We start from the raw sequence: 25,818 nt of genomic DNA, 5'->3' as shown, positions 1-25,818 counted from the left end.
ACCGCGAGCCGTCCGCGACTGCGAGCCGTCCGCTACGCAGCGGTAGTCCGCCGCCTACGAGCTCGACGGCGCCGCGCTCGGCGACGTGTTCGGTACCGTCGGCATCGGCGGGAGCGGCGGCATGTCCGGCGCGCTTGGCGGTGCGAACGCGGGGAGGGGTTGCGGCGGCGCCGCTGCCGTCACCAGCGGGCCTCGCGTGTCGAGCAGCGAGTCGAACATTTGTTTCAGCGACGGCGGCGCGGTCCCCGGCTGCGCATTCCAGCACATGCCGATACGCTGCGGCAGCGCGACGCGTACCGGCCGCTCTGGGGCGCCGTTCGCGCTGGCCATCTTGATCAGCATGAGCTGCTGTGTCTGCGCGGCCTGCGCGTTGACTGCCGCCTGACGCGCCTGCACCTGCCTTGCTTCCTCGTCCTGCAACTGCGCAACCTGCTGCGCTCCATCGACGATGGCATCGGCGCCATCGAAGTCATAGCGCACGGTGATCTGCGTGATGTTGCGTGCTGCCAGCGCGGGCCGTGAACTCGGGAAGTCGTCGGCGGTGAACAGGTGGTGTCCGTCCCGGAAATCGCGCAGGAAGTTGACCATGCCCATGTCGCCGCGATAACGCTTGCTCAAGGTAACTCCCTCGATGCGAATCACCAACGACACTTCGCCGCACTGGCCCGGTGCCCAGTTCAGGTGATCGCTGACGGGGAAGTTGAAGTTGCTCAACGTGCGTGCGCCGCTCGCGCATTGAATCGTCAATACGGTGGCGAATGGACGTACGCGCGCACCTGGATTGACGTCGGTGGGCTGGCCCGTGATCCCCAGCGGGTAGGCCTTGGCCTGCGCGGCAGCGATCTTCTGCTTGACATCGGTCAATGCCTGTTCCGCGCTCGCCTGTTGCTGCTTGGCGAGGTCCTGCGCCGCCTGTGCCTGCAGTTGTTCTTGCTCGGTCCGCGCCTTCGCGCGCTGCATCTCCAGCAATTGCGCGACGCGCTTGCCGATGGCGGAATTCAGCGTTGGCAAGAAGCCTTCGGTGAACGGCACGCTGTAGCCGGCGGTTTCCACCACTGCGATGGTGTCCGCCGAGCGGCGCAGGAACGGCTTGGCTGGACCGTCGACGAAACCCCAGACCGAGCCTTGCGGGCCGTACAGCTGATCGATGATCTGGTTCAGGCTCGTCGCCGATTGCAGCGGCCAATAGACCTTGCCCTCCCACTCGGTCTGCAGCGCACATGACGTTTGCTGTTCGCTGTAAGCCAGCACGAAGTGCAGCGGTCCGCCGACCAGTCGCCACACCGCCTGTTCGGCCGCCTGCGGCGATTCGAACGTGGTGCGGAAGCGGGCGAGGGCGCGCGCGGCATTCTGCACGGCCGAGGTCTTGATTGCCGGATCGATGCCGAAGCCGTGGAAGGCTGCCGACACTTCGTAGGCTTTGCCTTCTCCTTCGGTGACGGTTGCGGCAATCTGGCTGACCGTGGCGAGGTAGTCGCGCAGCGCGCCGGCCGCTTGCGCATTGACGCGCAATTCCTGCGCGCCGGCGCTCGGGCTGCTGGCGATGGTCTGCTTGAGGGCCTGGCCGCCGAAGGCATTGATCGTCTGCACCAGCTCGCCGGTCTTGCCGGCCAGCAAGGCGCCGGTCGCTTCCCGGCGCAGCTTGCCGACGCGCCGCGCCGTCTTCAGCCAGTCCGGCAATTGCGCGTCTGGCAGTTGCGCGAAGTCGTCGTTGAGGCGGTCGAGCGCGCGCAGATAAGGGCTGGATGCCTGGCCGATACCCGCCAGCTTGGCTTGCCATGCATCGCGCCCGGACAGCAGGCGCTCGCCCTCCGGAACCGCCTGGACGAAGTTCTGCCAGATCTGGAAGCGCTCGGTGACGTAGTTCTGCCAGAACGTGTTCGCTTCGCGGTCCAGACGTGCGTCGTCGTCGAGCGCTTCGTGTGCCTCATCGATGTAGCGCTGGATGTCGCGCAAGCCGTCGCGCGTGTAGGCGGCCGGCACCATGATTTTCGAGAGGCGGAGCTGTTCGGCGTCGGCGTCGCGGGCGACCTGGGCGCCGATCCGCTTTGCGTCTGGCATGCCGCTGCGGGCTTCCGCGCGCGCCGCCGCGCGGGCAGCGGCCGGATCGGACGCACCGAGCACGAGGTCTCGATCGGCTTGCGCGATCACGCTCGCATGGGCTTGCGCCGCCGCCGCGTCGAGCCAGAAATCGGCGAGCCGCACCGGCTGCAACTGCGGATCGACGTGCACCAGATGCGTCAGCCAGTGCATGTTGTCGCGATACATGGCGTCGGTCAGCGTGACTTGCTGGCGATTGACCTGATCGATCAGCGCGGCGGCATTCACCGGCGACCACGCGTAGTAGGACAGACGCAGTTGATTGATCTGATCGAAGAGTGCCGGCGAATACGGCGCGTTGTCCGCATACAGCGGCTGTGGCATCGCCGCCAGCTCATCGCGATCCGCGCCGGCCAGCTTGCGTCGCAGCAGGTTGGTGGTGCGGATCTCCGCGAGGATATACAGCGGCAACGCGCCTTCTGGATCGTTGACCAGCGCGCGCTTCAGGTCGCTGTCGAGATCCTGTTCGACCGCCGGGCGGATGTAGGTCCGGTACTGATCGACGAAGCGGCGCCGTAGCCGCTCTTCCAGGTCGAGCACGTCGGAGGCGGCCATCCAGTGCATGCGCCAGTTGTCGTTGCGGCGGTCGATCTCGCGCAACGCCTCGTTGCTGAGGCTCAAGGTTGCGGCGTCGTCCGCCAGCCGGCCCGTGAATTGTTGCCGGAACGGATAGTGATTCTGGATGTAGTTGAGCGTCTTGACGTTCTGGATGAACGACGCGGTCATCAGGATGCCGATCGCGATCGAGATCAACAGCCACGCCAGCAGGCCCAGGTGCTGCGTCGCCGCGAACCATCGGTTGACGAGCGCCGCCGGCTTCGACAGATTGCGGTCGCCCGGCAGGATGCGGCCGAACAGATCGTGCAGGAACAAGCCGGTGTTGGACGGCGGATGCGCCGGCACCGGCGCGACCGTCTCCGGCATGATGACCGACCGGGCGCCACCCTCCTGCAGGCCACTGGAAAAGAAGATGCCGCGGACGAACGGCGATTCGAGATAAGGGCTCTCGCCCAGACAGGCGTCGACGAAGCCGGTCAAGCCGCGCTGTAGCCGTTCCAGTTCGTTCGGAAACAGCAGCAGTTCCAGGGCCGCGTCCGGATGCTGTCCGACCAACGCGATGCGCAGCGCGCGCAGGCGCGAGACGATGCTCTGGAACGCCGCAGTCATGAAGGTGGCACGCGGCTGCGCATGCTCGTTGTCGCTTGCGAGGTAGCCGATCGCCTGGTCGAGCACCTCCGGCGGCAGCAATGCGCTCCACTTCTCGAAACCATACAGCCGGTCGCACTTGGTCACCAGCAGGTAAACCGGGAAGCGCTTGCCGAACAGACGGATCAGCTGCTCGATGCGCGCGCGGATCACGCGCGCCTCTTCGTCCAGTTCGTCGCGATTCGGGGCCAGCAGGCGGTCGGCGCTGATCGCCAGCACCAGGCCGTTGATGCCTTCGCGGCCGCGATAGCGTGACAGCAGATCCAGCACCACGTCCCATTCGCGACGATCGACATCGTCATTGTCCGAATCGACATAGCGGCCCGCGCAATCCAGTACGACGGACTTGTCGAAGTACCACCAGTCGCAGTTTTCGGTGCTGGCAATCCGGGCGCTGGCACGGGTGTCGCGATCCTGGATCGACGTTGCCAGCCGCGAGCGGGTCAGCGCCGTCGTCTTGCCGGCGCCGGGCCGCCCGATCACGAGGTACCACGGCAGCGCATAGAGCGGGTTGCCGAGCCGCTTCAGGCTCGAACCGCGCAGCAGCATCACCGCATGACGGAATTTGCGCCGCAGTTCCGAGACGGGCGATGCGCGTCGCGCCGCTTCGCGTTCCGAGCGGCGCTGTCGAGCGATGACACTGCGCGAGCGCAGCGCGAGCAATACCCGCCGAACGAATTTGACCAGGAAAAACAGGCCGAGGGCGCCGAAGAACAGCGCGGCGGACGCCCACAGCGGCCACTCCAGATAGAGCGTCACTCCCCAACTGACCAGCGCAAGCAGCACCAGCGCGACCAGCCAGAGCAAGACCGTACGGAAGGCTTTCATTTGATCAACGGGAGGATGGCGTCGATCAACTGCGCGATGATCAGACGATAGGTTCCGTACAGCAGGGCCAACACCACGAGCGGGATGCCGATCGCCAGTGCAGTCTGACGCGTGATCGCGAAGCGCGGTCGGAGGCGGCGCTCGGCGGTTTCGGGCCGATAGCGGTCGGGGTCGCGCGTGTCGGCGCTCGCATAAGCTTGCGGGAACAGCAATGCGCTACTCGCGGTCGGCACGCCGGCGTCGTCCAGTACCCGTTGCAGGGTCGCGCGTCGCGTCTCATCGAGCGCGCGTGTCGAGCGCTCGTAGGCGAAGCGCCCCTTGAAGCCGAGCGACAGACACAGTGCGTACACCTCGCGCACATCCGCCTGATCGTCGCGAAGCTGTTCCAGACGGGCGAAGAAAGCCAGACCGGCGGTCGTGCTGTTGAAGTATTTCCGCTGCAGCAGATAACGCGGCCATTGGGCAGCGCCGGGCCAGGTCGATGAGATCAGGATTTCGTCCGCCCACGCCAGCACTGCGAACAGTCCTTCGTCGAAGGTTGCGGGCGAGATGTCCTCCCGCGCCGCCGCATAACGTGCGGTGTCGATCAGCGCGTCGAGTCGGTCGGCCAGCGTACGCGCGGGCGACGCCATGGCGGCAGAGCCGGATGCCGTGGCCGACTGGGCAGCGCGCGCGCTCGTGCCCGGCGCCGCAGATGCAGCGGTGAAGGCGGGGGCGGTCGGCGCGGACCATGGCGCGGCGCCCGGTTCCTGGACCGATGCCGGAGTGGATGCATCTTTCCCGCCGCCTGGCAGCGGACGGGCCGGCTCGCCCGGCCAGTCGACCGCGCCGACCGGCACCGGCGCGAACGGCGAAGCCGCCGCGGCCGCACCCGCACCCGCACTCGCACCCGGCGGCGGCGCGGCGCCGGCGGACGCCGTCCCGCCGGTGCGAGAGGCGGGCACTGCCTGAGCCGGCTCCAGGCCGGACTGGGCTGGGCCGCCGGGCGACGGGCGGTCGCCGACGGGCTGCCGCCCGCCAACGGGCGCTGCGATCGTCTGCTGAACGAGCGCGACGATCGGAATCAGTGTATCGATCAGCTGCACGTCATCTCCGCAGGATTACGATTTCGGCGCGCAGGTCTTCCGGCGCGTCCAGCCACTGCAGCGCGATGTCGCCCTCGCGCTCGACCGCTTCCCATTGTTCGCTGATCTGTTCGATGCGGAAATAATGAGAATGCGCGCGGCGCGGCAGGCCCTGCGGTGCGACTGGCATGTGTATCAGTTCCAGGCCCGGCAGCGCGTGCCGCAACAGCGTGTCGATTTCAGATGTCGCCGCGAGCCGCGCCGCATGCACCACCGAGTCGCTGACCCAGCGCGGTTCCTCCTGCGTGCGCACGACCAGATAGAAGCGGTTGCGCTGGCCGAACAGGCTGCGCGGCAACTGGCCGGTGAGCAGGCCATCGTGCGGTTCGAGCACCACCAGGAACTCCGGACCGACGGTGATCTCGTTCAGCAGCTGTCCGACCAGAACGCGCGCCTGTTCGAAGCAGCGTTCGAGATCGTCGTGATCGTAGGCGGGCATGCCGCCGCCGCCCGCATCCGCCTCGCCGAGCATGTTGTAGCGCTCGGAGAACGAACTCAGTTCGCCCACCAGTTGGCGGAGGACGCCATACGCGAGCCACGGATGCGCCTGCTCCGCTTCGAGTAGATGGAAGAGCTGAGGTGAGAAGCGGTTGAGGGAGCGCAGCGCCAGCAGGAAGATCATGTAGGACGCGTCGAACTCGGCCTTCTGCATCTCGCGCGGGCTCTTGTACTCCTGCAACTGCCGCGCGCGGCCCGCCAGCTCGTCCCGAATCTCACGGAGCAGAACGCGCAGCGCGTCTGAACCCGACAGCGCGTAGCTGGGCGGAACGAAGCGTTCCGACAATGCGATCGCATCCCCGTCGCGAATCAACCGCGCAATCGGAATCAATTCGTAGTTGTCGAGGTTCGGCAGCTCCGGTTCGAAGAACAAACGCACCACGTAGAGCAGCGTCTGCAAGGGCGCGCTCGGCCCATCCGAATACAGGTCGTTGACTTCCGGCGCGCCCATCACGGTTGCGAACCGGGTCGGAACCGTTGCCGCCTCGGACAGCTCGCCAACCTCGGTGACGTTGCGTTCCTGCTCGCTCAGCTTGCGCAGGCCCAGATACACCGTCAGCGGGCGATCACCCTGAACCCAGGCGGCGTCGAAGGTGCGCGGCGCGATGACCGCGTTGTCCGGAAATTCGACGTAGTGATGATCCCGGAACAGCAGGCGAGCCCGCTTGACCTCGATCACGCGGTTCGCAATCGCCGCGCGCGACAGTTCGATTGCGCCCACGCCCCAGAAATGCGGGATGCCGGCGTCGAACAGCGGCGTCTGGCTGAAGCGGTGATGGGCGTCGGCGAACTGGAAATGCTGCGGCTGCAGGAACATGCCCTGATGCCAGTAGACTGCCTTCTTTTCTGCCACGGTCGCGCCTTCAGTTCGGGAGTGGGATCGCCGCGGCACCCGGCTGGCTGCCGTTGGCCGGCGTCAGCAGGATTTCGCGACCGCCGCCGTCAAGCGGCACGATCTGCTGTTTGGCACGGGCCTGCGCTTCGGCCTTGACGAGTTCGGGGGGCTGAGGATTGAGCCGCACTGCCTGCTCGATGGCGAGGCGACCGAGGTCGACGCGCAGCGCAAGTGTCTGGGGCTGGGCAGCATAGTCGTGGCCGAGCAGGCTGTTGTTGCTGATCGCCAGCGGAATCTCAAATAGCCGGGCCGACGTCTTCGGGTCCATCGTGTAATAGCCGGCGATCAGGCCGACGACCTTGGCTTTGGCGACACGATCGATCGACAGGATGGTGTGGCCGCCAGGCTGCACGACGTAGCGGACCGTCTGCAGCATCGGACCGCCGGGCGTGGTCTGGCTCAACGCCGTGGCGAGCGTCCCTGCGTCGCCGGCGACCTTGCGGAACGCGTCCGCGTCGCCTGCCTGCAGCACGCCAAGCAGCAGCGTATGGGCCTCACCGTCGTATTCATTGAGCAGGTCGTCGGCATTGACCTCGATCAGAATCGCGTCGCTGGCCGCGCTCCACTCGACCTGTGCGACCGCATCCTTGGCACTGGTGCCGCCGAACAACGAACAGCCGCCCAGCGCCACGGCCGCGAGCGCGAACGCGGCCATGGCCGTCGCGCGCCGGCCGACACCCGCACGCCGCTCGCGCATCGATTCGGATGCCACACGAGCGCCTTGCTCTGCTACGCTTGTTTCCCCGCTCCCCGACGGCCCGTCCTCCATGAGAGGCAGACCCGTTTTGCTTATGTCATTCATCATTGTTCGTCGTGTCTCTCACTGCGAGGCCGCGCCCCGCCGTGCTGGTGTTCACGGGAGTCGCTGGCGCCGCGCAGGGCTGTGCGCACTGCTGAGCGTCGCGCCTCATCTCGTTTCCGCGGCCCCGGCGGACGTGCCCGCCGCGGCCGAGGCGGGCACCACCGTTGACGTCGTGTCGGTCACGTCGCTGACGGTCACGACGCGCGAACAACGTCCTGAATGTCGTCCGACGCTCGTGAGCGAACGGCAGTATCTGTTCGACCAGGCCAACGCCCGGTCCTGGCCGTTGCGGCACCTGAAGGGCGTAACCGGTGCGCCCATGGGTGCCGCTGCCGGCGCCTACCTCGCCGCCCATCTGCTTTCCGCCCGGATCTGGATGCTGCCGGCGGCACTCGTTGGCGGCGCCGCTGGCTGGTTGGTCGGCCCGTTTGGCGTCGCGCTTGGCATCGGCGGCGGCATTCTGGGGCATGCACTGACCCACAAGCTGCCGGTCACGATTGGCGGCAGTGTAGCAGGAGCAGGGCTCGGAATGGCACTGTGGCAAGTGCTGTTTCCGCCGCCCAAGTCGCCGCTGCCGCCGTCGGTGACGGAGATTCCGCTCGAACACTTCCTGACCACCCAGGAGTGTGGCGACGCCAGCCATGCCCAGGTGCAGCCGGGTACGCTGTATCGCGTCGATTATTACTACAACGGCGCGCTGTTCTTCGCGGACCTGCCCTACGATCCGGGCAACCGCCTGCGCGTCGACGGCGACGGCAAACCAGTGACCACGGGCAAGCAGAATTGAACCGGTGAGGGCGGCAGCGGGCGCGCGGTAGCCCGCGCGTTCTTGCACACGCGGCGACCCCGATGCGGCACACGGCGTCGAGCGTCGCCCCGGTATGACACGGGCAGGTGCGCAAGGCGCGAAGAGCGTGCGCAGCATGCCGATAAAAGAGGGGTGAGTGCAAAGCGTGGATGGAGCGGACAGAACACCCGGTGTTCTGTCCCGAATCGCCGAATGACAGCTCGGCGGCAAGCAGGTGGCGCCTATGACGACTGCAGTGGCGTCTGCGGTCGCAAAATAATGCGGTCCAGCCTGGACAAGCGAACGGCGGGGGCAGTCTAGCACGCAGAAAGGCGTGTGCCATCGCTTGAACAAGGCATGCGTTGCGCGGGCGCGAATCGGCCAGAAAATGGGGATTGACCGCATGCACGGCGTGCCGTAGCGGCGGGAGAAAGGGCGGCGTCGCGCGCCGCCCCTTGCGAGACAGCCTTCGATGCGCCGACGGTCGCCGGCGCATCGAAGGCAATGGAAGCATGGACGCCGCGAAGCCAACGGTGCGCATTCCGCCCGGTCCCGCGGCGGGCAGGGGACCAGGCCGCGAGATCGGGCCGCGCGATCGGGCCGCGATCGGGCCGCGCGATCGCGCCGCGAGACCGGGCACCGCGTGCCGGCGTCGATGCCGGCGGCCGACTTCAGGCCTTCGGCGCGAGCCAGGAGTCCTCGGACTCGATGCCGTCCGGCTCGTACGTCCAGGTGATCTTCTCGTACGTGAAGGCGAGGTCTTCCATGTGGCCCATCTGCTTGTTGCTCAGTTCCAGACAGTTCGGGGTCCACGATTTCATGCTGGTCAGCACAGCGTTTTCGAGCTTTGCGGTGTAGTACTTTTCCTCGGTGCCCTTCGGCGAGATGCGATAGAACTCGAGTGTGACGTTCTTCATCTGCTCGCCCGAGGTCAGCGCCTGATACAGCTTCGGGCTCGACTTGTCGATTTCCTTCGTCACGGTCATCGCGCCGTGCACGCGCTTGCCGGTCGGCAGGCCGGTTTGCGGGCTCTTCGGAATCTCGATCGTATGATCGACCGCTTGAACGTGGATCTTCCCTTCGTGGCCCTGGACCTTGGTCGAGCCTTCGATCTTTCCTTGATTTTGACCTTCGAGGGTCAGGTAGCACGGCATCGGCATGATTCTGTCTCCGTTGATGACTGTCAGGTGTTGTACTTCGTCTCTAAATCGCATCGCGGCATTGCCCGTCGAGCGAGACGCGCTGCCGTGGGATCCGGGTGGTGTGCCGTTGCGGCAGCGCGTGATTGAAGATTAGGGCGCGCGCGTTACCGGTTGATTGCGCGATGCAGTGCGCATGTTTCAGCTGAAATCGTGCATAGCCGATGGGCGACGGTCGCGGGGCGCATGCCGGCGAGCGTGTTGCCAGGGCAGTGACTGCGGTGGTCCAGTCGGTCGGGACGCGTCTCGACCGACTGCCGATGTGCCGCTTGCAGGATGTAGTGCCCGGGCGTGGCGACGGGGCCGGCGCAGCACGGACACGGCGGAAGGGCTGGCGTATGACGCGACGCGCAGGGATTTCGAGACGGCAACTGGACCGTAACTCGACCGCAACGGGACCGCATCCGGACCGCAACAGCCTCGCCCAGGCGAGACCGTGCTTTATCTCCAAAGCCTTTCCTATCGTCAGTCGTCCTCTGCTAGACTTGCGCTCGCCCCGTAACGCCCTCAGTCAGCCAGGCGGGATTCGCGTGGCCGCGCGTGCACGTTTCGCACGACTTTCCTTCTCGAGTTCGCGATGCCCCGTCTCCCCGCCGGCACGAATGCCGGCCGCCTGTCGCGCGTCCTGTCCCGCGTCCTGTCCCGCGTCCTGTCCCGGACCTGCGCATTGACCCTTGCTTGCTGTCTTGCCGGCGCTGGTCTTGCCGCTTGCGGCGGCAATACCACGACCCTTGACGGTGCGACGCCCGCGTCGGGTGCATCGGACGCGTCGCCAGCGTCCGGCGCGACGCCGGCGAATCCAGCGTCCGGCGCCTCGCCGGCAGCGCCTGCTTCGGACAGCGGTGGTGGCGCCGTCGACCCGCTCAAGACCACGGTCGATGGCATTGTGCAGCCGTTTGCCACGGCGCAGGAGCTGCCGAGCATCATCGTTGCAGTGAGTCGCGGCGGTACGCGGCACTACTTCACGTACGGCCAGGATGTCAGCGCGCCGATCTCGGCCGACACGCTCGTGGAAATCGGCTCGATCACGAAGACCTTCACGACTGCGCTGTTCGCGGAGGCACTCAGCGATGGCACGATGACGCGGAGCGCGACCACGCAGGCCTACTTTCCCGAGGCGGCGTTGAGCCGCTGCGCCGCCGAGGTGAACCTGATCGAGATGGCTGACTTCCGCAGCGGCCTCGCCAGTGACCCGATCTCCGTCAGTTTCAGCGACCCGACGCCGTCTGACATCGACCATTGGCCGGTCTCGAAATTCGTCGCCTGGTTCGCCGGCTACAAGAGCAAGGTACCGCCGAACGAGAGCTGCGGCTTGCCGGCGACGTACCACTACTCGAATGCGAGCGTCGGCCTGCTTGGTCTGGCCATCGCGCGTGGTTATGGGCAGGAGTGGGACGCCTTAGTGGCCGAACGCATCACCACCGCGCTCGGCATGAGCGACACCGTGCCGTTCGTGAGCGATGCGCAGCGTCCGCGCTTCGCGACCGGACATAGCGACAAGGGTGCCGCAGTGCCGCATTGGCCGCGCTTCGCGTGGTTTGCGGCCGGTACGCTGAAGTCGACGCCGGCCGACATGCTTCGCTACGGCGAGGCGGCGCTGGGCCACCTCAGCGTCGATGGTCGTCCGGTGCCGGCGGCACTGCGCGACGCTTTCGCGGTCGCGCAGACACCGCTCTACAGGCCGATCGGGGATAGCTTCCATCAGGCGATGGCCTGGGTCACCCAGCCGGTCGATACGTCGGCTCCGGACGGCGCCTTGCTGGCTTACAAGGACGGCGGCACCAACGGTTTCAACTCGGTGATCATCACGGACAGCAGCCACGATACCGCGGTGTTCGTCGTCACGAACCAGGTCAACACTGGCATCCAACGCATCGGTCTGGAGGTTGCGCGCGCGCTCGCCGCCAGCAGTAACTGAGCGGCGCCGCGCCGCGTGTTCAATGCGCCGCGCGTACGACGCGCCGTTGTAACGGGTGCGGGTGCAGGCGGCGTGTGCTCGACGCCGGTTGCGGGTTTATCGCCTCCGCCAGCGTCAGTGGCTGCCCGTCGCGATCGGCGCGCCCGGCCGGGAACTCCATTCGCTCCAGGAGCCCGGGTAGAGCGCCGCCCCGGGGATGCCAGCCACTTCCATTGCCAGCAGATTGTGGCAGGCAGTGACGCCAGACCCGCACTGCGCGATCAGGGCCGAGCCGTCGGTGTGACCGGCCACGGCGGAAAATTCGGCCCGCAGCCTCTCGGGCGATTTGAACCGGCCGTCGGCGCCGAGGTTATCGCGGAAGAAGCGGTTGCGCGCGTTCGGAATGTGTCCGCCCACGGCGTCCAGCGTTTCGTTTTCGCCGCGGAAGCGGTCGGCCGCGCGTGCATCGAGCACGACGCGCGTGGGGCGCGCGACATTCGCCAATACGGTGTCGTAATCGACCGTGGCGACCAGCGGCGCGCGCACCGGGAAGTCCGCCCGCGCCGGCGTGCGTCCGTCGCCTTGCTCGGTTGGCTGCCCCGCTGCCTGCCATGCCGCGAGCCCACCGTCGAGCACCGCGACGCGGTCATGGCCGAGCCAACGCGCGAGCCACCAAAGGCGTGCGGCGAACATGCCGCCCGCGCCGTCATAGCACACCAGTTGCGTATCGGTATTGGCACCGAGTCCCGACAGCGCTTCGGCGAGCGATGCGGGCGCCGGCAGCGGATGCCGGCCGTTGCGGCCCGTCTTCTGGCCGCTGAGCGTCCGTTCCAGGTCGACGTACACGGCACCGGGAATATGCGCGTGCCGATAACTGGCCGAGCCGGCCGCGGGATTCGTCAGATCGTAACTGCAGTCGCAAACCAGCACGTTGGCAGCGGTATCCGCCAGCAGGGTGGCGAGTTGCTCGGCGGAGATCAGGGTGTTGAAGGACATCGGCGATTCCGTTCGCGTCGCGCCGAGCGGTCCGTTCGGCATCGCGGCGCCTACCGGTACTGTGGTGCTCCGGTGCTCCGGCGTGGCGCTGCCTCCGACCTCAACTCGTCGCGGCGTTTCATTGCATGGAAGAAGTGCTAGAGCGATCGGCGCGCCAGCCGGCGCGTACCGGTGCATGATCAGGCGCATTACTGGCGTGTGTCCGCAGCGTTCTCAGGCGCGCGTCGATTGCTGACTGGATGATAGCCGAGAAGGGCGCGGTCGCGCATCGCAACGCTGGTGCGCCACGGGCGCGGGCAAGTGTCGAGGAAGAACGGAGGCGGTCCGGCGCTCTGCTGGCTCCGAAGATGCGGCCGCCGAGGGCGCTGGCGGAACTGGAACGATCGGTGGCGTCGGCCCGCGGGTATCCGGGTTGAGCTGCCGCGGATACACCGGTTGGGATCGGTCGCGCGACGGCGGACGCATGGTTGCGATGTGAGGGCGACGTTGGCGTCGCCGCGTTGGTAGACGCGACAGTAGACGGGACAGTAGACGGGACAGTAGACGGGACGGTAGAGGCGACGGTCGAGGCAACGAGCGATGAAATGCCATCTCCGCAACGCCCCACGAAGCCGATTGCCGCCAGTGGTGACGGGACGCGATCGCGTGCGATCTCGAAAAGTTCGCTGCCTCGCGAGAGGCTACACGCGAGGGCCGCGTGCGGTGGCATGCTGGATAGTTTCGCGCGGCCGGCGTTATTGCGGCGGCCCGGCCACGCTGTCGTAGCGTGGCCGGTGTTACCAGCCGCGCGGGCCGGTCAGTGCAGGAAGCCGGTCGAGAACCAGGGCACGGCCGCCACCAGCACCACGCCGGCGACGAGCGCGACCAGATACCCGAACAGCGGGCGGATACCCTCGGCGGGATCGACCCGGGCAACGGCGCAGGCGGAGTAATAGCCGACACCGAACGGCGGCGCGAACAGGCCGATGCCCATCGACAGGATCACCACCATCGCGTAATGGATTTCGTGGATGCCGACTAATTTCGCGATGGGGAACAACAACGGACCGAACAGCACGATGGCCGGAATGCCTTCCAGCACGCTGCCCAGCACGATCATGCCCACCACGGTCGCCGCCATGAACGACCACTTGCCGCCGGGCAGCGCGGCCGCGTAGCGCGCCAGCGCATCCGAGAAGCCGGACTGCGTGAGCGCCCAGGCCATGCCCGTGGCGGCGCCAATGATGATCAGGATCGCACCCGACAGGGACGCAGTTTCGACCAGCATCGGGCCCAGCCGGCGCCAGTCGAACTGACGGTAGATCAGCAGGCCCACCACCACCGCGTAGACGATGCCGATGGTGGACGCCTCGGTTGCCGTCGCGATGCCTTCGACGACCACGAAACGAATCAGGAACGGTAGCAGCAGCGCCGGCAGCGCGGCAATCAGTGCCCGTGTCAGTTCGCGCGCGGGCAGCCGCGTGGCGCTGGCAACCGTTGCGCCTCGGTGCCGATACCAGACGACCACGCACAGCAGCGCGCCAACCACCAGCGCCGGGACGATGCCGCTGGTAAACAGCGCGGTGATCGACAAGCCGGTGACCGAACCGATCGTGATCAGCACCAGGCTTGGCGGAATCGTTTCGGTCTGCGCGCCCGCGGCCGACAGCAGCGCGACGAGCTCTCCCGGCTTCGAGCCGCGCGCCCGCATCTCCGGGAACAACGCTGGCGCGATCGCGGCCATGTCCGCGGCCTTCGATCCCGAGATGCCGGAGACGAGATACATGGCGCCGAGCAGTACATACGACAGACCGCCGCGTGTGTGTCCCAGAAGCGCCGCGAGGAAACCGACCAGGCGCCGCGCCATGCCGGTCATTTCGATCAATAGCCCGAGGAACACGAACAGCGGCACGGAGAGCAGCATCAGATGCGACATGCCTTCACCGATGCGACCAACGAGGATCTCTCCCGGCGTCATCGTGGCCAGCGCCAGGTAGCTGGTGGTGGCGAGGCCGAACGCGAATGCAATCGGAACGCCCGCGAACACGCACGCGCCCAGCATCACGACGAAGAACAGCACCAGGTTCACGTTGCCTAGATCCGCGAGCAGCGGCTTGCACGCGACCAGGGCCACGCCGATCACGGCGACGCTGGCAACGGCCGACAGCATCAGCGCCGGGCGCGCCGCATTGAGCATCCGCATCGCCGCGGTGAGCAGCAGCAGCACCGCCCCGACAGGCAAGGCTGCCGAGCGCCAGCTCGACGATATCTCGAGTGCCGGCATCGACATGATCTGATCGTCGACCGCCAGCGTATATGCGGGGTGAAGGATGAGGGCGACGAAGATCGCCACCGCGGCGACCGCGACCGCGTCGAGGTAGGCCCGCACCGAGGCCGGACAGCGCGCCACAAGCGCGGTCATGCGCATGTGCTCGCCACGCCGCAATGCGACCACGGCACCGAGCACCGAGAGCCAGAGGAACAATACCGACGCGAGTTCGTCGGACCAGGTGAGGGGTTGATGCAGCACATAGCGCGCGACGACGCCGGCCAGCAACAACAGGGTTTCGATCAGGACCAGCAGGGCGGCGCACGCTTCGATGAGTCGGCCGACAAGGATGTCGGCGTGGCGCAGGAAGGCGCGAGTGGTGCCGGGGCGGGGCGGCGCTAGGTCGGCGGACGTCAGGCTGTCTGAGGCGCGCATAACACTCTCCGAATTGCCGGCCGCATGCAGCTGCGCCCGGCGATGAGCGGGAAGACTCGGCGGATCGGGCAGGCGCAGCGCCCGCCCGGCGCAATCAGGCCAGCTTGCCCGTGTACGCTTCGAGTTGCGCCCAGGCTTCGGCGCCGAATTTGTCCTGCCACGTCTTGTAGAAGCCGGTCTTGCTCAGTGCGCTGCGGAAGCTGTCGTGGCTCGGCGTGTTGAACGCCAGGCCCTTGCCGCTCAGCTCGGACTTCAGCGACTCGGCGAGTTTCTCGCTGTCCGCGCGCTGCGCCATCGCCGCCTGGTTGAGCAGATCGAGCACGCTGGCCCGCTGTGCCGGATTCAATGCGTCCACCGAGCGGCGGTTGGCGAGCATCCAGTAGCCGTCCCAGACGTGACCGGTGAGCGCGCAATGTTTCTGCACCTCGTACAGCTTTCCCGACGCGACGATCGGCAGCGGATTTTCCTGGCCGTCGACCACGCGGGTCTGCAAGGCGCTGTACAGCTCGTTGAAGTTGATCGGCGTCGGCGCGGCGCCCAGCGACTTGAACAGCGACAGCAACAGCGGGCTGACCGGCACCCGCAGCTTCACATTGCGCAGGTCGGCCGCCGAGTTGACCGGCGCATAGGACGTGATCTGGCGAAAGCCGTTGTCCCACACCTTGTCGTTGACGAACAAGCCGGCCTTGCTGATATGTCCGCGAATGTAGGCGCCCAGCTTGCCGTCCATCGCTTTCCAGACCGATGGGTAGTCGGGGAATGCGAAGCCAACGCTGTTCAGCGAAGCCATTGGCACCATATTGGCCAGCACCACGCCGGGCAGGGTCAGAAAATCGATGCCGCCACTGCGCAATTGGCTGAGCATCTCGGTGTCAGAGCCCAGCTGTCCATTCGGAAACACCTTGAAATTGACCTTGCCGCCGGTCTTCGAGCGGATCGATTCGGCGGCTTCCTGCAGCCGTATGTAGATCGGGTGGCTAAGCGGCACGTTGGTGCCGATCTTGTAATTGAAGGTGCCGTCCGCGGCGAACGCGCGTGAGGTGGCCAGGCTGCTGGCGGCTAGCGCCGCGCCTCCTTCGAGAAACCGGCGACGGGTGATGGACATGGCGGGGGTCTCCTTGATGTTTTTTTGAGGTCAGGCACAACGCGCGGTCAGGCCACCGTCGACGACGAGGCTGGTGCCGGTGATGTAGCGTGCTTCGTCCGAGGCGAGGAACAACGCCGCATACGCGGTATCCCAGCCGTCGCCCATTCGGCCGGTAGGCGTGAGCGCGTCGCGTTGCGCGATCATGCGTTCGACGTCGCCGCCGTAGGTCTCCTTCAACGGCTCGCGAATCAGTGGCGTGTTCATGAAGCCTGGCAGAACGCAATTGGCGCGTATGCCCTCGGACGCATATTGCACGGCCATGTTCTGCGTCATCGCCAGCATGGCGGCCTTGGCGGCGCTGTAGGCAATGTACGGAAAGCCGATCCAGCGGATTGCGGCGATCGAGGCAATGTTCACGATGGCGCCGGCGCGCTGCTTCAGCATGTGCGGCACCACGTGCTTGGCGGTGAGAAATACGCTGGTCTGATTGACGGCGATCACGCGTTGCCACGCTTCTTCGGTGGTTTCGACCGGGCCGCCGACCTCGACGATCCCCACGTTGTTGTGCAGTACGTCGATACGCCCGAAGTGCTCAAGACATGCTTCGGCCATGCGCTGGACGTCAGCGGAGTCGGCGACGTTGGCTACCGCGGCGACGCATTCGCCGCCTTCGGATCGGATCACCTCCTGTGTTTCGAGCGCGGCGTCGCGCCGATAGTCGACCGCCAGCACGCGCGCACCCTCACGCGCGTAGAGCGCCGCCGCTGCCTTGCCGTTGCCCCAGCCCGGGCCCGAAGACCCGGCGCCGGTGACGATTACCACCTTGTCCTTCATGCGATTTGCCATTGCCACTCCCGTTCGCGTAGGCGACGCCGCGCCGCGCGTGCGACATCGCCTCGTCTCCTGCCATCTAATCAGTAAACCTAATTGTCAGCGACGATCAGGCAGCGGCATGGTCCGCAACCTGGCGCTCCAGGCGGCTGCCGTCGTGTTTCTGGACAGGCGTGAAGTCGCGATGAGCGATGAAGTCGGGCCGCGTCGGCGCGACGATCGCATTCGACAGCGCGGACAGCGTCAGGTACACGATGCGACGCGGGTACGGCGTGATGTTGCCTGCCGAGCCGTGCACGATGTTGGCGTGGAACATCAGCACGCCGCCTGCCTTGCCCGTCGGTGTCACGATGCCGTTTTTCTCGACCAGATCGGTGACGGTCCGATTATCCAGCGTCCAAAGCGGATAGGACGTGGTCTGCAGATCATGTGAGGACTCCAATGCACCCGACTTGTGGCTGCGCGGCACGATCATCAGCGGCCCGTTGATCGGCATCACATCGTCGAGGAACACCGCGATATTCATCGCGCGCGGCTCGGGCATGCCATCGTCCTTGTGCCAGGTCGGGAAGTCTTGATGCCATTGCCACACTTCGCCGGTGAACGCGGCTTTCGCGTTGATCTTGAATTGATGCAGATACACGTCCTCGCCAAACAGTTGCTCGACCGGATCGACCAGACGTGCGTCGGACGCGAGGTCGGCGCACACCTCGCTGTACTGCTGGCACGCGAACGCTGTTCGCGGCGTGCCGTCGCGCTCGCGCCAGATTTCCGGGCGCTGCTCTCTAAAGATTTCGTTGGACGCCTGCCGAATCGCTTCGACCTGCTCGCGCGGGAAGCATTCCGGGAGGAAGAGGTAGCCGAGTTCGTCGAACTGAGCGAGCTGCTGTTCATCGAGGCGCATCGTATGTCTCCGTGGGGCGTGACAGGGCCTGACCGTTGCCGGTCATCTCTGCCTGTTGGGAAAGAACTAGGCCGTCTTGGCCTGTAGACGGGTCAGCCGCGCGAACATGTCTTCGCCGGCCCGCCGCATGTGTTTGCTGGCAATCCCGACGGCTTCGTCGACACGGCCCGCGAAAATCGTTTCGGCCATTGCATCGTGCTCGTCCCAGGCGCGTGGCGGTACCGCCGGATCGTCGAGCACGGTCAACATCGAGCGCATCAAATGCGGCCACCGCGCGCTCATCATCTGCTCGATCACGGGGTTTCCCGACAACCGATACAGCGCCTTGTGAAAACCGAAGTCGGCGCGAACCAACACCGCGAGCGGTGCGTCCGCTTCGCTGGCTTCGCGACCGGCTCGCAGCGCGGCAGTCACCACGGCGATCTCGTCCGCGGTCGTCTCGCCTCGCGCGATCCGCTCGCTCGCCAGCCGCGTCGCCGTGACTTCGAGCGCCTCGCGGGCCTGGTACAGCTGCAGCATGTACAAGGGGTCGATGCGGGTGATCTCGACGCCTTGGGTCGGTGCGTCCTGAATCAATCCTTCGTGCTTCAGCAATTGCAGCGCATGGCTGATCGGCTGCCGCGACACGTTGAAACGCTGAGCCAGTGCCGACTGCCGTACGCGCTCGCCTGGCTTGAGTTCACCCAGCGCGATCGCGGTCGACAGACGGTCGTACACCTGATCGATATACAGCGAGCTGTCGCCAATCGGCGCGGTTTGAATTCGGAATTCCATATTCGCAGAGTAGAGGTTGAGGCTATGCAGCGTCAAATGCTTCCTTGTAGGGACTTTCCCCGGTCGGGGTAGTACCAGGAGCTTTCGCGATGGCGCAACGAACCGAGGCGTCGGCCGCTAGAAACAGCGTAACCCGCGCGTCGGTTCAGCGGCTTCGACGGCGCGATCCGACGCGACGCATCGTCCTCGCATGGTCTGCGCGGAGCACCGCAACCGTCGTGACCGCAATGGTGGACGAGCAGGTGCCGACAGGTGAGAGTGGCGAGAGTGGCGAGAATGGCGAGAATGGCGAGCTCGGCGAAGAGCAGGTGGCCGCCCCAGACGGTGCGCGTGGCGACGCCGATCCGCGTCGATGTGAGCGCCGCTGCAACGGTGATCCGCGCTGATGGCGCTGACCGGCGCCGATCGTTGCATTTGGTTTGTCTGGCGGGAGCCGTCAGTGCGGGGACCAATCGTGGCGTTCGCTTGTGGACCGGGTCGCAATGGTCGACGAGCGCAGTGACCATTCCGCAGCAATGGAGGCAGATCCGCGCGAGCGGGCTGGCGCCCGGGCGAAACGTGGGCGCGGTAGCACGCCCTGCCTGCCCGCTGCGCACAAAGACGGCATCGGTTCGCCGCCTGCAGCGCGCGCGGAACTTTCAGCGCTCGATAGCGTATGGACTCGTGATGCGGCGTTCGGGACTAAGTGGCGGCAGCGGTGGCTGGCGCCAACGGCTTGCCGAAGCGGCCGATATTCAGGTCGCCCCATTCTTTCAACGAAAGCAGGATGGGTTCGATGCTCCGGCCAAGAGGCGAAAGGCTGTACTCAACCTTCGGTGGGACCTGCGGATAAACCTTTCGCTCGATCAAGTGGTCTTCCTCCAGCTCGCGCAACTGGTTGGTCAGCATGCGGGGCGTGACCGAGGGCACGACGCGTCGAATCTCGTTGAAGCGCATTGTGCCGGCGAGCAGATGGAAGAGAATCACGCACTTCCATTTACCGTCGATCAGACTGATCGCGGCTTCCACCGAGCAGCCCGGGCTACAGTCGAAGCGCGAGTGACGAATCTTGGCCATGACGGTATCCTTTTTGATACTACGTGCGAATTTTGTGCGTATGTGCGAAATCGACCGCTGACCTATGCTCCGTGACATCGCAACCGGAGTCAAGCCATGAAGGCAGTTGGATATCAAAAAGCAGGGCCATTGAATCGGGTGGATGCGTTGGTCGACACGACGCTGCCGAAACCTTCTCCAACAGGACACGATGTGCTCATCGCGGTCGAGGCCGTGTCGGTCAATCCGGTCGACTACAAGATCCGCCGCAACGTGTCGCCGGCGGACGGAGATTGGAAGGTGCTGGGCTGGGACGCTGCCGGCACGGTCGTGGCGATCGGCGACGAGGTCACTCGCCTCAAGGTTGGCGACCGCGTCTGGCATGCCGGTTCGCTGCTCAGACAGGGCAGTAACAGCGAGTTTCAACTGGTCGACGAACGGATCGTCGGCAAGCGTCCCGCCACGCTGTCGGTGGCCGAAGCCGCGGCGTTGCCGCTCACTGCGATAACCGCCTGGGAACTGCTGTTCGACCGTCTCGACGTTCGGCGTCCGGTTCGCGGTGCTGCCAACGCCATCGTGATCGTCGGTGGTGCCGGCGGGGTTGGCTCGATTGCGATCCAGCTGGTCCGCGCGCTGACCGACCTGACCGTCATCGCCACCGCTTCCCGTGCCGAAACGCGCGACTGGGTGCGGTCGCTGGGCGCTCACCATGTGATCGACCACAGCCGACCGCTGGCCGAACAGGTCAGCGCGCTTGGCATCGGTGCGCCGGCTTTCGTTTTCTCGGCGGTCGAAACCGAGCGCCACGTCGACGAAATCGTCGAACTGATTGCGCCGCAAGGGCGCTTTGGCTTGATCGACGATCCGCAAGCGTTGGTCGTCAATCCATTCAAGCGGAAATCGGTGTCCGTGCATTGGGAGTTCATGTTCACCCGTTCGATGTACGAGACGGCGGACATGACCGCGCAAGGCAACCTGTTGGACGAAGTGGCGAAACTGGTGGATGCGGGACGGATTCGCAGCACGCTGACCGAGACGCTGCGGCCCATCGATGCCGCCAATCTGAGAAAGGCACACGCCCTGCTGGAAAGCGGCCGCGCACGCGGCAAGATTGTGGTCGAGGGCTTTGATGCCGGAGCGGTCCGACAAGGCGAGCGTGCACAATGAGCAACAACACCATCGCCATGCCCAGCATCGGCATTGCCGCGGCAGAGCGCCTGCTCGACGCCGCGTTCCACGCCGCCAGTGCGCTGGGCATCGAGACCGCGGTCGCGGTGACCGACGCCACGGGCAACCTCCGCGCGTTCCGGCGGGGCGACGGCGCGCCGTTTCTGACCGTTGACGTCGCGATCAACAAGGCATGGACCGCGGCTTCCTATGGCTATCCAACCCATGTCTGGAACGACTACGTGGCCAATCCGAAGGTCGCGCCGCTCGCCAACCTGCCGCGCATGATGCCCGTCGGCGGTGGCTATGCGGTCGTCGAGGCTGGTCACGTCATTGGTGGGATCGGTGTCTCCGGCGGCGACTATCAACAGGACCAGCTGGTGTGCGAGGCCGCGTTGCGGGAGACAGGTTTCGCAGTGGCTGCAGAAACGGCGGCGCGGACGTAGTGCCCATCTGCCGCGCGTCGGCTGCGCTTCGGGCGTGCCGACGGTGCGCGGCAGGCGTGGCGGCCTCGCAGGGGCAGCTTGCCACGGGGTAAGGGACGCGGCGCCGCGCGGCTCAGCGATGCACGCTACGTTGTCGCAGCGCCCGCGTTATGCTTCTGCCGCTGTGCGCAGGGTGCGCAGCCACGCGCTCGGCGACATGCGCCGCGTCCCGCATCTTGCTGTCATCCCGAGGACTTGCCATGCCTGCTCGACGCCGCTTCATGCTCGCCGCTGGAGCCGGCGCCATGCTCGCTGTGCAACGCGCCGCCGCGGTGTCGGCGAATGCGACGCCCGCCAGCGTGAGCTCCGTCGCTGCGGAGTTCGCGCGCATCGAAGCGGCAACAGGCGGCCGGCTCGGGGTGGCGGTCGAAGATACGGCGTCCGGGCGGCGTCTCGCCTATCGCGGCGGCGAGCGCTTCCCAATGTGTTCGACCGCCAAGTTGCTGGTATGCGGCGCCGTGCTGCAGCGCGTCGATGCGGGCCGCGACACGCTCGACCGTCTCGTGTCGTTCGCGCCTTCGGCGCTCGTCACCTATTCGCCGGCCACGCAACCGCATGCGGGCACGGATGGCATGACGTTGGAGGCGCTCTGCGTGGCGGCCATGACGCTCAGCGACAACACGGCGGCGAACCTGCTGATCGCGAGCGTGGGCGGCCCGCGCGGGGTGACGGCGTTGGCGCGCTCGCTTGGCGATACGGTTACGCGCCTCGATCGGAACGAGACGACGTTGAACGAGGCAAAACCGGGCGATCCACGTGACACGACCTCGCCGATCGCAATGTCGAGCAACGTGAAGGCGCTGCTGTACGGCACTGCGCTCTCCGCGCCCAGCCGGCAGCGGCTGCTGGGATGGATGAATGGCAATATCACTGGCGGGGCCAAACTCCGCGCGGGCGTGCCCGGCAACTGGCAGGTGGCCGACAAGACCGGCTCGGGTGGGCACGGCACGTCGAACGACGTGGCAGTGCTCATACCACCCGGGACCGCGCCATGGCCGATCGCGGTCTATCTGACCGGGGCCGTCGGCATCGATGAAAGCGCGCGCAGCGCAGCGATTGCCGCCGTGGCACGCGCCGTCGTGCGCGCGTGGACGTAATACGTGTTCCGACCCCGCCCGGCGCGGCGATCGACGGCGCCAGCAGAGCGGACCCGCATACGGTCGGCCGGCCCGTCGCGTCTCGCCATTTGCAGTCATCGGACGATGTCGCCCGACACGGTTCGCCGGGCTGCGTCGAATGCGGCGTGCCCGTCCAGGTAGCGGCGCGGCGTGACGCCGGTCATCGAGCGAAAGAACGTGATGAACGCACTGTCGCCGGCGAAGCCGAGTGTCTCCGCTACCGTGCCCTGCCTGGCGCCGCTGGCCAGCAGTTGTACGGCGCGCATCAGGCGCCACTGTCGTCGCCACTGCTGATAGGACATACCCGTTTCGCGCTGAAAGATACGTCCAATGGTTCGAACGCTAGCGCCGACGCGCTGCGCCAGTTGCTCAAGGGTCGGTGGCAGCGTTTCGAGATCGGCGGTCAGCGAGGCCAACCGCCGGTCGTTGGGGAGTGGCAGCAGCATCGGCTCGCGGCCCGCGTCGCTGATTTCTATCAACGCGAGCGCCGCCATCAAAGCCGGCTTGCCGGTATGCCAGTCTGTCGAGATCGGGGCTGCGGCCATGAGATCGAGCAGGCTGCTCAGCAGCGCGCTGACCGGCAGAATCCGCGGCTCGCGCGGCATGCCCGGGAAGTCCGACGGCTCGAACCACACTGAGCGATATTCGACGCTGTGGACGATGCGCGTGCGATGCGGCACGCCAGCGGGAATCCACGCAGCGCGGGTAGGGGGAAGCATGCAATAGCTTTGCTGCGTACCCAATAGCAGTGCAACGCAGCCGCGCGCCGCGAACAGTATCTGGGCCATCCGGTGCCGGTGGCTGGTGGAATCGTGCTCGGACAACTGCCCCGCGACGCCGATCACCGGCGCGCCGAGCGGATCCGGGTCAAAGAAGGCAGGCGTGGCAAGTCGCGGCATCGTTTGACCGATTCTCAATATTTTCTGGCTTCCTTTATATAACGCGCCGGCCCGGCCTGTCACTACCATCGTGTGCTTTCCCGGAGCCACGATGATGGAAGCACGCCCGCCGCCGCTTGCCTTGCTGACTGCCCTGCTGGTGTTTCCGCAGATTGTCGAGACGGTCTACAGTCCCGCGCTGGTCGACATCGGCCACGCCTTCAGTGTTTCGCCGCAGGTCGCAGCGCAGACGCTGTCCTGTTATTTCGCGTCGTTCGCCGCCGGCGTGTTGAGCTGGGGTTGGCTGAGCGACCGATGGGGTCGCCGCCCCGCGCTGCTGGCAGGTTTGGCCGTCTATGCGGCAGGATCGCTGGCAGCACTGTTTGCGCACGACTTCGCCGTCCTGTTGTTTGCACGGATCGTGTCGGCCTTCGGCGCCGCCGCTGGTTCCGTCGTCACGCAGACCATGTTGCGCGATCGATTGCGCGGCGGGGCCCTTGCTCAAGCGTTCGCGCAGATCGGCGTGGCGCTCGCGCTCAGTCCGGCAATCGGCTTGCTGAGCGGCTCGGCGCTGGTTCAGCGTTTCGGTTATCGCGGCGTGTTCGTCGCACTGCTTGCGCTTGCCGGATTATTGCTGATCGGCTGCGCTTACCTGCTTCGCGAGACGCGGGCTGACAACGTGCGTACGCCGGCGTTCTCGCGGACGATCGCGCGAATGGCGCGAGACCCCCAGATCGCCCTGGCGGCCTTGCTCATCGCGGCGCAAAACGTTGGCTTGTTCAGCTTCTACGCGCTCGCGCCGTCGCTTTTTCACCGTGCGGGGCTGCCCGCTGGCTCGTTGGTGTGGGGGGGCGTGGCGCTTGCAGTCGGTTCGCTCACTGGCGGGCGCGGCGGCGCCGCGCTCCGGCGTCGCGGCGCGGGCGAGCCCGTATTGCTCGGCCTGGGCCTGGCGGCAGGCGCAACGGGTGCCGCGTTGAGCCTGCCGCTTAGCCGGACGATCTGGTGCGTGCCCGCGATGAGTTTGGTTTCGCTGGGTTTCGCCCTGGTTGTGCCGGTCGTCCTTGGTCGAGCGCTTGCCGGCTATAGCGACCAGCGCGGCAGTGCTGGCGCGATCCTGGGACTCGCGTACTACACGCTGATCGCCATCGGGCTTGCGCTGGCTGGTTGGGGGCAGAACCTGGGCCTCACGCTGGCCGTATGCGCGGCAGGCTCGGCGCTTTGTGGGTGGCGTTACTGCCGTCATCTCGCTTGACGGCCTTTTCGACACGCGACGTCACCGGCACGGCAACGGCGCGACAGCGGCACGGCAGCGGCACGACAGCGGCACGACAGCGGCCGACGCAGGAAAACCTGGGTGGCCAGCGCGTCGGAGCGATGGCGCTTCAAGGGCTGGACGGCCCAGGCAACGGCGCACCTTCTCGCGCGCGATGATGGCGCACGGGCGCGGCGGGCGACGTGCGCTCGGATGTGCCGGTGCCGTTACTGTCGAGCGCAACCGGCTGATCGTCTTGTTCGCGTGCGTTGCGCGCGAGGCCAGCTGGGTCGCACTCGTCGACGATGCAGTGCGAAGCGTCGGACGGGCATCGCTGGCGCGCTGTCGAGGTGCGCCGTCCGGCGCCGCGGTTGCGCCGTCGATGACGCCGCCGGCACGCGACGGCGCCGGATCGAAGATTTGCTGTAGGCTTCGCTGCGTCCAGGCCGCGACGCGGACCAATGCCGCTGGGAAACGCGACGGGTACGACAGTCGCGCGATGGCGTCGCTCGACCATGAGTGCCGGGCATGCGGCGGGTCCGGCTGCAGCGCGCGCATGTCTCGATATTGGCGATCGGTGAGTCGCTGCAGGTCGTCGGGCAGGGGCAGCGGGCCAAAGCGGGCGAACAGTTCGGCGTTGGCGCGCTGCACCAGACGCAGCGCAATTTGCATGCGTAAGGCATACTCGCACGGCGAGCCGCGGCGTGCGGCGCGGTGGTCTGGTGCCGCTGGCGCGCCGCGCGCACCAGCGTCCCTCCGCCGGATAATCGAACGGCCAAGCATCGCTGTTTCTCCTGGTTGGCAAAAAAGCATGCTGGCCTGCGCGGCGTCGCGGCGCTGCAATGTTTCGCTCCGCAGGCAACGCGGCGGTCAGCGCGGATTCCGGCCGGACTGCAGCGGGACTGCAGCGGGACTGCGGCGGGACGCTCCGCCCGTGCACCCGAGCCCGTGCATAATGCGCTCCCGAACTGGAACCTCGCGATGGAATGCCGAGATGGCTGCGGCGCTTGCTGCATCGCCCCTTCAATCACTTCTCCGATTCCCGGCATGCCCGATGGCAAGCCGGCCGGCGTGCGCTGCGTTCAGTTGGACGACACGATGGGCTGCCTGATTTTCGGTCGGCCGGAACGCCCGGCGTTCTGCGCCGGCTTGCAGCCCTCGGCCGAGATGTGCGGAACGCAGCGCGAGCATGCGATCCGGTGGCTGGACACCCTGGAACGTCTTACTGCGCCTGCCTGAAGCGTCCGACACGTCGAAGGAGCCGTCGAACGG

Annotated in this window: 20 protein-coding genes; 7 read left to right on the top strand and 13 right to left on the bottom strand. The window is 66.5% G+C overall.

Annotation, left to right across the window (positions count from 1 at the left end; all coding sequences use genetic code 11):
- Positions 1-54 precede the first annotated feature (54 nt).
- From BLU54_RS04645 to BLU54_RS04630, 4 genes are read right to left on the bottom strand one after another with little or no spacing between them, the layout of a single operon-like run.
- Entirely contained in the window at positions 55-4,134 is a 4,080-nt protein-coding gene (locus BLU54_RS04645) for a type VI secretion protein IcmF/TssM N-terminal domain-containing protein (protein ID WP_091905314.1), read from the bottom strand.
- Positions 4,131-5,219, bottom strand: coding sequence for a DotU family type IV/VI secretion system protein (locus BLU54_RS23605; protein ID WP_091905311.1), 1,089 nt, complete (start codon positions 5,217-5,219; stop codon positions 4,131-4,133). The genes BLU54_RS04645 and BLU54_RS23605 overlap by 4 nt, the downstream gene beginning before the upstream one ends.
- A 1-nt stretch (position 5,220) precedes the next feature.
- Complete coding sequence (gene tssK / locus BLU54_RS04635) at positions 5,221-6,609, bottom strand: type VI secretion system baseplate subunit TssK (RefSeq protein ID WP_091905308.1); 1,389 nt, start codon at positions 6,607-6,609, stop codon at positions 5,221-5,223.
- 10 nt (positions 6,610-6,619) lie between these two features.
- The gene (locus tag BLU54_RS04630) at positions 6,620-7,363 is read right to left on the bottom strand and encodes a type VI secretion lipoprotein TssJ (RefSeq protein WP_170845019.1); all 744 of its coding nucleotides are present in this window, start codon (positions 7,361-7,363) and stop codon (positions 6,620-6,622) included.
- 223 nt (positions 7,364-7,586) lie between these two features.
- On the opposite strand from BLU54_RS04630, the gene BLU54_RS04625 reads away from it, so the two are divergent.
- A complete protein-coding gene (locus BLU54_RS04625; protein ID WP_091905302.1) occupies positions 7,587-8,240 on the top strand; it encodes a hypothetical protein in 654 nt (217 codons plus the stop codon).
- Positions 8,241-8,911: 671 nt separating this feature from the next.
- On the opposite strand, the gene BLU54_RS04620 is transcribed toward BLU54_RS04625, so the two are convergent.
- The gene (locus tag BLU54_RS04620; protein WP_091905299.1) at positions 8,912-9,400 is read right to left on the bottom strand and encodes an Hcp family type VI secretion system effector; all 489 of its coding nucleotides are present in this window, start codon (positions 9,398-9,400) and stop codon (positions 8,912-8,914) included.
- A gap of 616 nt (positions 9,401-10,016) precedes the next feature.
- Here BLU54_RS04620 and BLU54_RS04615 point away from each other — a divergent pair.
- On the top strand, positions 10,017-11,357 hold the full coding sequence (locus BLU54_RS04615; RefSeq protein WP_091905296.1) for a serine hydrolase domain-containing protein: 1,341 nt from the start codon (positions 10,017-10,019) through the stop codon (positions 11,355-11,357).
- Between the two features lie 114 nt (positions 11,358-11,471).
- Here BLU54_RS04615 and BLU54_RS04610 read toward each other — a convergent pair whose 3' ends face one another.
- The 7 genes from BLU54_RS04610 to BLU54_RS04575 all read right to left on the bottom strand — a co-directional run bounded on the left by BLU54_RS04610 (position 11,472) and on the right by BLU54_RS04575 (position 19,658).
- Positions 11,472-12,332, bottom strand: coding sequence for a sulfurtransferase (locus tag BLU54_RS04610; protein WP_235837790.1), 861 nt, complete (start codon positions 12,330-12,332; stop codon positions 11,472-11,474).
- Between the two features lie 796 nt (positions 12,333-13,128).
- Positions 13,129-15,015, bottom strand: a complete 1,887-nt coding sequence (locus tag BLU54_RS04605; protein ID WP_091905290.1) for a TRAP transporter large permease — start codon at positions 15,013-15,015, stop codon at positions 13,129-13,131.
- A 94-nt stretch (positions 15,016-15,109) separates the two neighbouring features.
- A complete protein-coding gene (locus BLU54_RS04600) occupies positions 15,110-16,120 on the bottom strand; it encodes a TRAP transporter substrate-binding protein (RefSeq protein ID WP_091905286.1) in 1,011 nt (336 codons plus the stop codon).
- A 30-nt stretch (positions 16,121-16,150) separates the two neighbouring features.
- A complete protein-coding gene (locus BLU54_RS04595) occupies positions 16,151-16,948 on the bottom strand; it encodes an SDR family NAD(P)-dependent oxidoreductase (RefSeq protein WP_091905283.1) in 798 nt (265 codons plus the stop codon).
- Between the two features lie 94 nt (positions 16,949-17,042).
- Positions 17,043-17,837 carry a phytanoyl-CoA dioxygenase family protein gene (locus BLU54_RS04590; RefSeq protein WP_091905280.1) on the bottom strand — a complete coding sequence of 265 codons (795 nt, stop codon included), beginning with the start codon at positions 17,835-17,837 and terminating at the stop codon, positions 17,043-17,045.
- Positions 17,838-17,903: 66 nt separating this feature from the next.
- Positions 17,904-18,611, bottom strand: coding sequence for a GntR family transcriptional regulator (locus tag BLU54_RS04585; protein ID WP_091905276.1), 708 nt, complete (start codon positions 18,609-18,611; stop codon positions 17,904-17,906).
- A 681-nt stretch (positions 18,612-19,292) separates the two neighbouring features.
- Positions 19,293-19,658: a winged helix-turn-helix transcriptional regulator gene (locus BLU54_RS04575; protein WP_328586101.1), complete on the bottom strand. Its 366-nt coding sequence runs from the start codon at positions 19,656-19,658 to the stop codon at positions 19,293-19,295.
- A 105-nt stretch (positions 19,659-19,763) separates the two neighbouring features.
- On the opposite strand from BLU54_RS04575, the gene BLU54_RS04570 reads away from it, so the two are divergent.
- The 3 genes from BLU54_RS04570 (at position 19,764) to bla (ending at position 22,395) form a co-directional block, all read left to right on the top strand.
- Positions 19,764-20,813 carry a zinc-binding alcohol dehydrogenase family protein gene (locus tag BLU54_RS04570; protein WP_091905265.1) on the top strand — a complete coding sequence of 350 codons (1,050 nt, stop codon included), beginning with the start codon at positions 19,764-19,766 and terminating at the stop codon, positions 20,811-20,813.
- A complete protein-coding gene (locus BLU54_RS04565; protein ID WP_091905261.1) occupies positions 20,810-21,259 on the top strand; it encodes a GlcG/HbpS family heme-binding protein in 450 nt (149 codons plus the stop codon). The genes BLU54_RS04570 and BLU54_RS04565 overlap by 4 nt, the downstream gene beginning before the upstream one ends.
- A 239-nt stretch (positions 21,260-21,498) precedes the next feature.
- Complete coding sequence (bla, locus tag BLU54_RS04560) at positions 21,499-22,395, top strand: class A beta-lactamase (RefSeq protein WP_091905258.1); 897 nt, start codon at positions 21,499-21,501, stop codon at positions 22,393-22,395.
- Positions 22,396-22,490: 95 nt separating this feature from the next.
- Here bla and BLU54_RS04555 read toward each other — a convergent pair whose 3' ends face one another.
- The gene (locus tag BLU54_RS04555) at positions 22,491-23,315 is read right to left on the bottom strand and encodes a helix-turn-helix transcriptional regulator (RefSeq protein WP_091905256.1); all 825 of its coding nucleotides are present in this window, start codon (positions 23,313-23,315) and stop codon (positions 22,491-22,493) included.
- A gap of 94 nt (positions 23,316-23,409) precedes the next feature.
- Here BLU54_RS04555 and BLU54_RS04550 point away from each other — a divergent pair, with 94 nt between their 5' ends.
- Both BLU54_RS04550 and BLU54_RS04540 read left to right on the top strand, forming a co-directional pair.
- Positions 23,410-24,546, top strand: a complete 1,137-nt coding sequence (locus BLU54_RS04550) for an MFS transporter (protein WP_091906001.1) — start codon at positions 23,410-23,412, stop codon at positions 24,544-24,546.
- 981 nt (positions 24,547-25,527) lie between these two features.
- A complete protein-coding gene (locus BLU54_RS04540; RefSeq protein ID WP_091905999.1) occupies positions 25,528-25,785 on the top strand; it encodes a YkgJ family cysteine cluster protein in 258 nt (85 codons plus the stop codon).
- The last annotated feature ends 33 nt before the right edge of the window (positions 25,786-25,818 follow it).

Source organism: Chitinasiproducens palmae (assembly GCF_900095735.1).
Taxonomy (GTDB): domain Bacteria; phylum Pseudomonadota; class Gammaproteobacteria; order Burkholderiales; family Burkholderiaceae; genus Chitinasiproducens; species Chitinasiproducens palmae.
The sequence above is the reverse complement of the archived record's forward strand: the minus strand, read 5'-3'. Positions and strand labels throughout refer to the sequence as shown.

Coding starts and splice junctions, on each gene's coding strand:
- BLU54_RS04565 (WP_091905261.1), top strand. CDS start 20,810: ATGAGCAACAACACCATCGCCATGCCCAGCATCGGCATTGCCGCGGCA.
- bla (WP_091905258.1), top strand. CDS start 21,499: ATGCCTGCTCGACGCCGCTTCATGCTCGCCGCTGGAGCCGGCGCCATG.
- BLU54_RS04610 (WP_235837790.1), bottom strand. CDS start 12,332: ATGTCCTTCAACACCCTGATCTCCGCCGAGCAACTCGCCACCCTGCTG.
- BLU54_RS04590 (WP_091905280.1), bottom strand. CDS start 17,837: ATGCGCCTCGATGAACAGCAGCTCGCTCAGTTCGACGAACTCGGCTAC.
- BLU54_RS04555 (WP_091905256.1), bottom strand. CDS start 23,315: ATGCCGCGACTTGCCACGCCTGCCTTCTTTGACCCGGATCCGCTCGGC.
- BLU54_RS04570 (WP_091905265.1), top strand. CDS start 19,764: ATGAAGGCAGTTGGATATCAAAAAGCAGGGCCATTGAATCGGGTGGAT.
- BLU54_RS04615 (WP_091905296.1), top strand. CDS start 10,017: ATGCCCCGTCTCCCCGCCGGCACGAATGCCGGCCGCCTGTCGCGCGTC.
- BLU54_RS04600 (WP_091905286.1), bottom strand. CDS start 16,120: ATGTCCATCACCCGTCGCCGGTTTCTCGAAGGAGGCGCGGCGCTAGCC.
- BLU54_RS04645 (WP_091905314.1), bottom strand. CDS start 4,134: ATGAAAGCCTTCCGTACGGTCTTGCTCTGGCTGGTCGCGCTGGTGCTG.
- BLU54_RS04595 (WP_091905283.1), bottom strand. CDS start 16,948: ATGGCAAATCGCATGAAGGACAAGGTGGTAATCGTCACCGGCGCCGGG.
- BLU54_RS04605 (WP_091905290.1), bottom strand. CDS start 15,015: ATGCGCGCCTCAGACAGCCTGACGTCCGCCGACCTAGCGCCGCCCCGC.
- BLU54_RS04540 (WP_091905999.1), top strand. CDS start 25,528: ATGGAATGCCGAGATGGCTGCGGCGCTTGCTGCATCGCCCCTTCAATC.
- BLU54_RS04550 (WP_091906001.1), top strand. CDS start 23,410: ATGGAAGCACGCCCGCCGCCGCTTGCCTTGCTGACTGCCCTGCTGGTG.
- BLU54_RS04620 (WP_091905299.1), bottom strand. CDS start 9,400: ATGCCGATGCCGTGCTACCTGACCCTCGAAGGTCAAAATCAAGGAAAG.
- BLU54_RS04585 (WP_091905276.1), bottom strand. CDS start 18,611: ATGGAATTCCGAATTCAAACCGCGCCGATTGGCGACAGCTCGCTGTAT.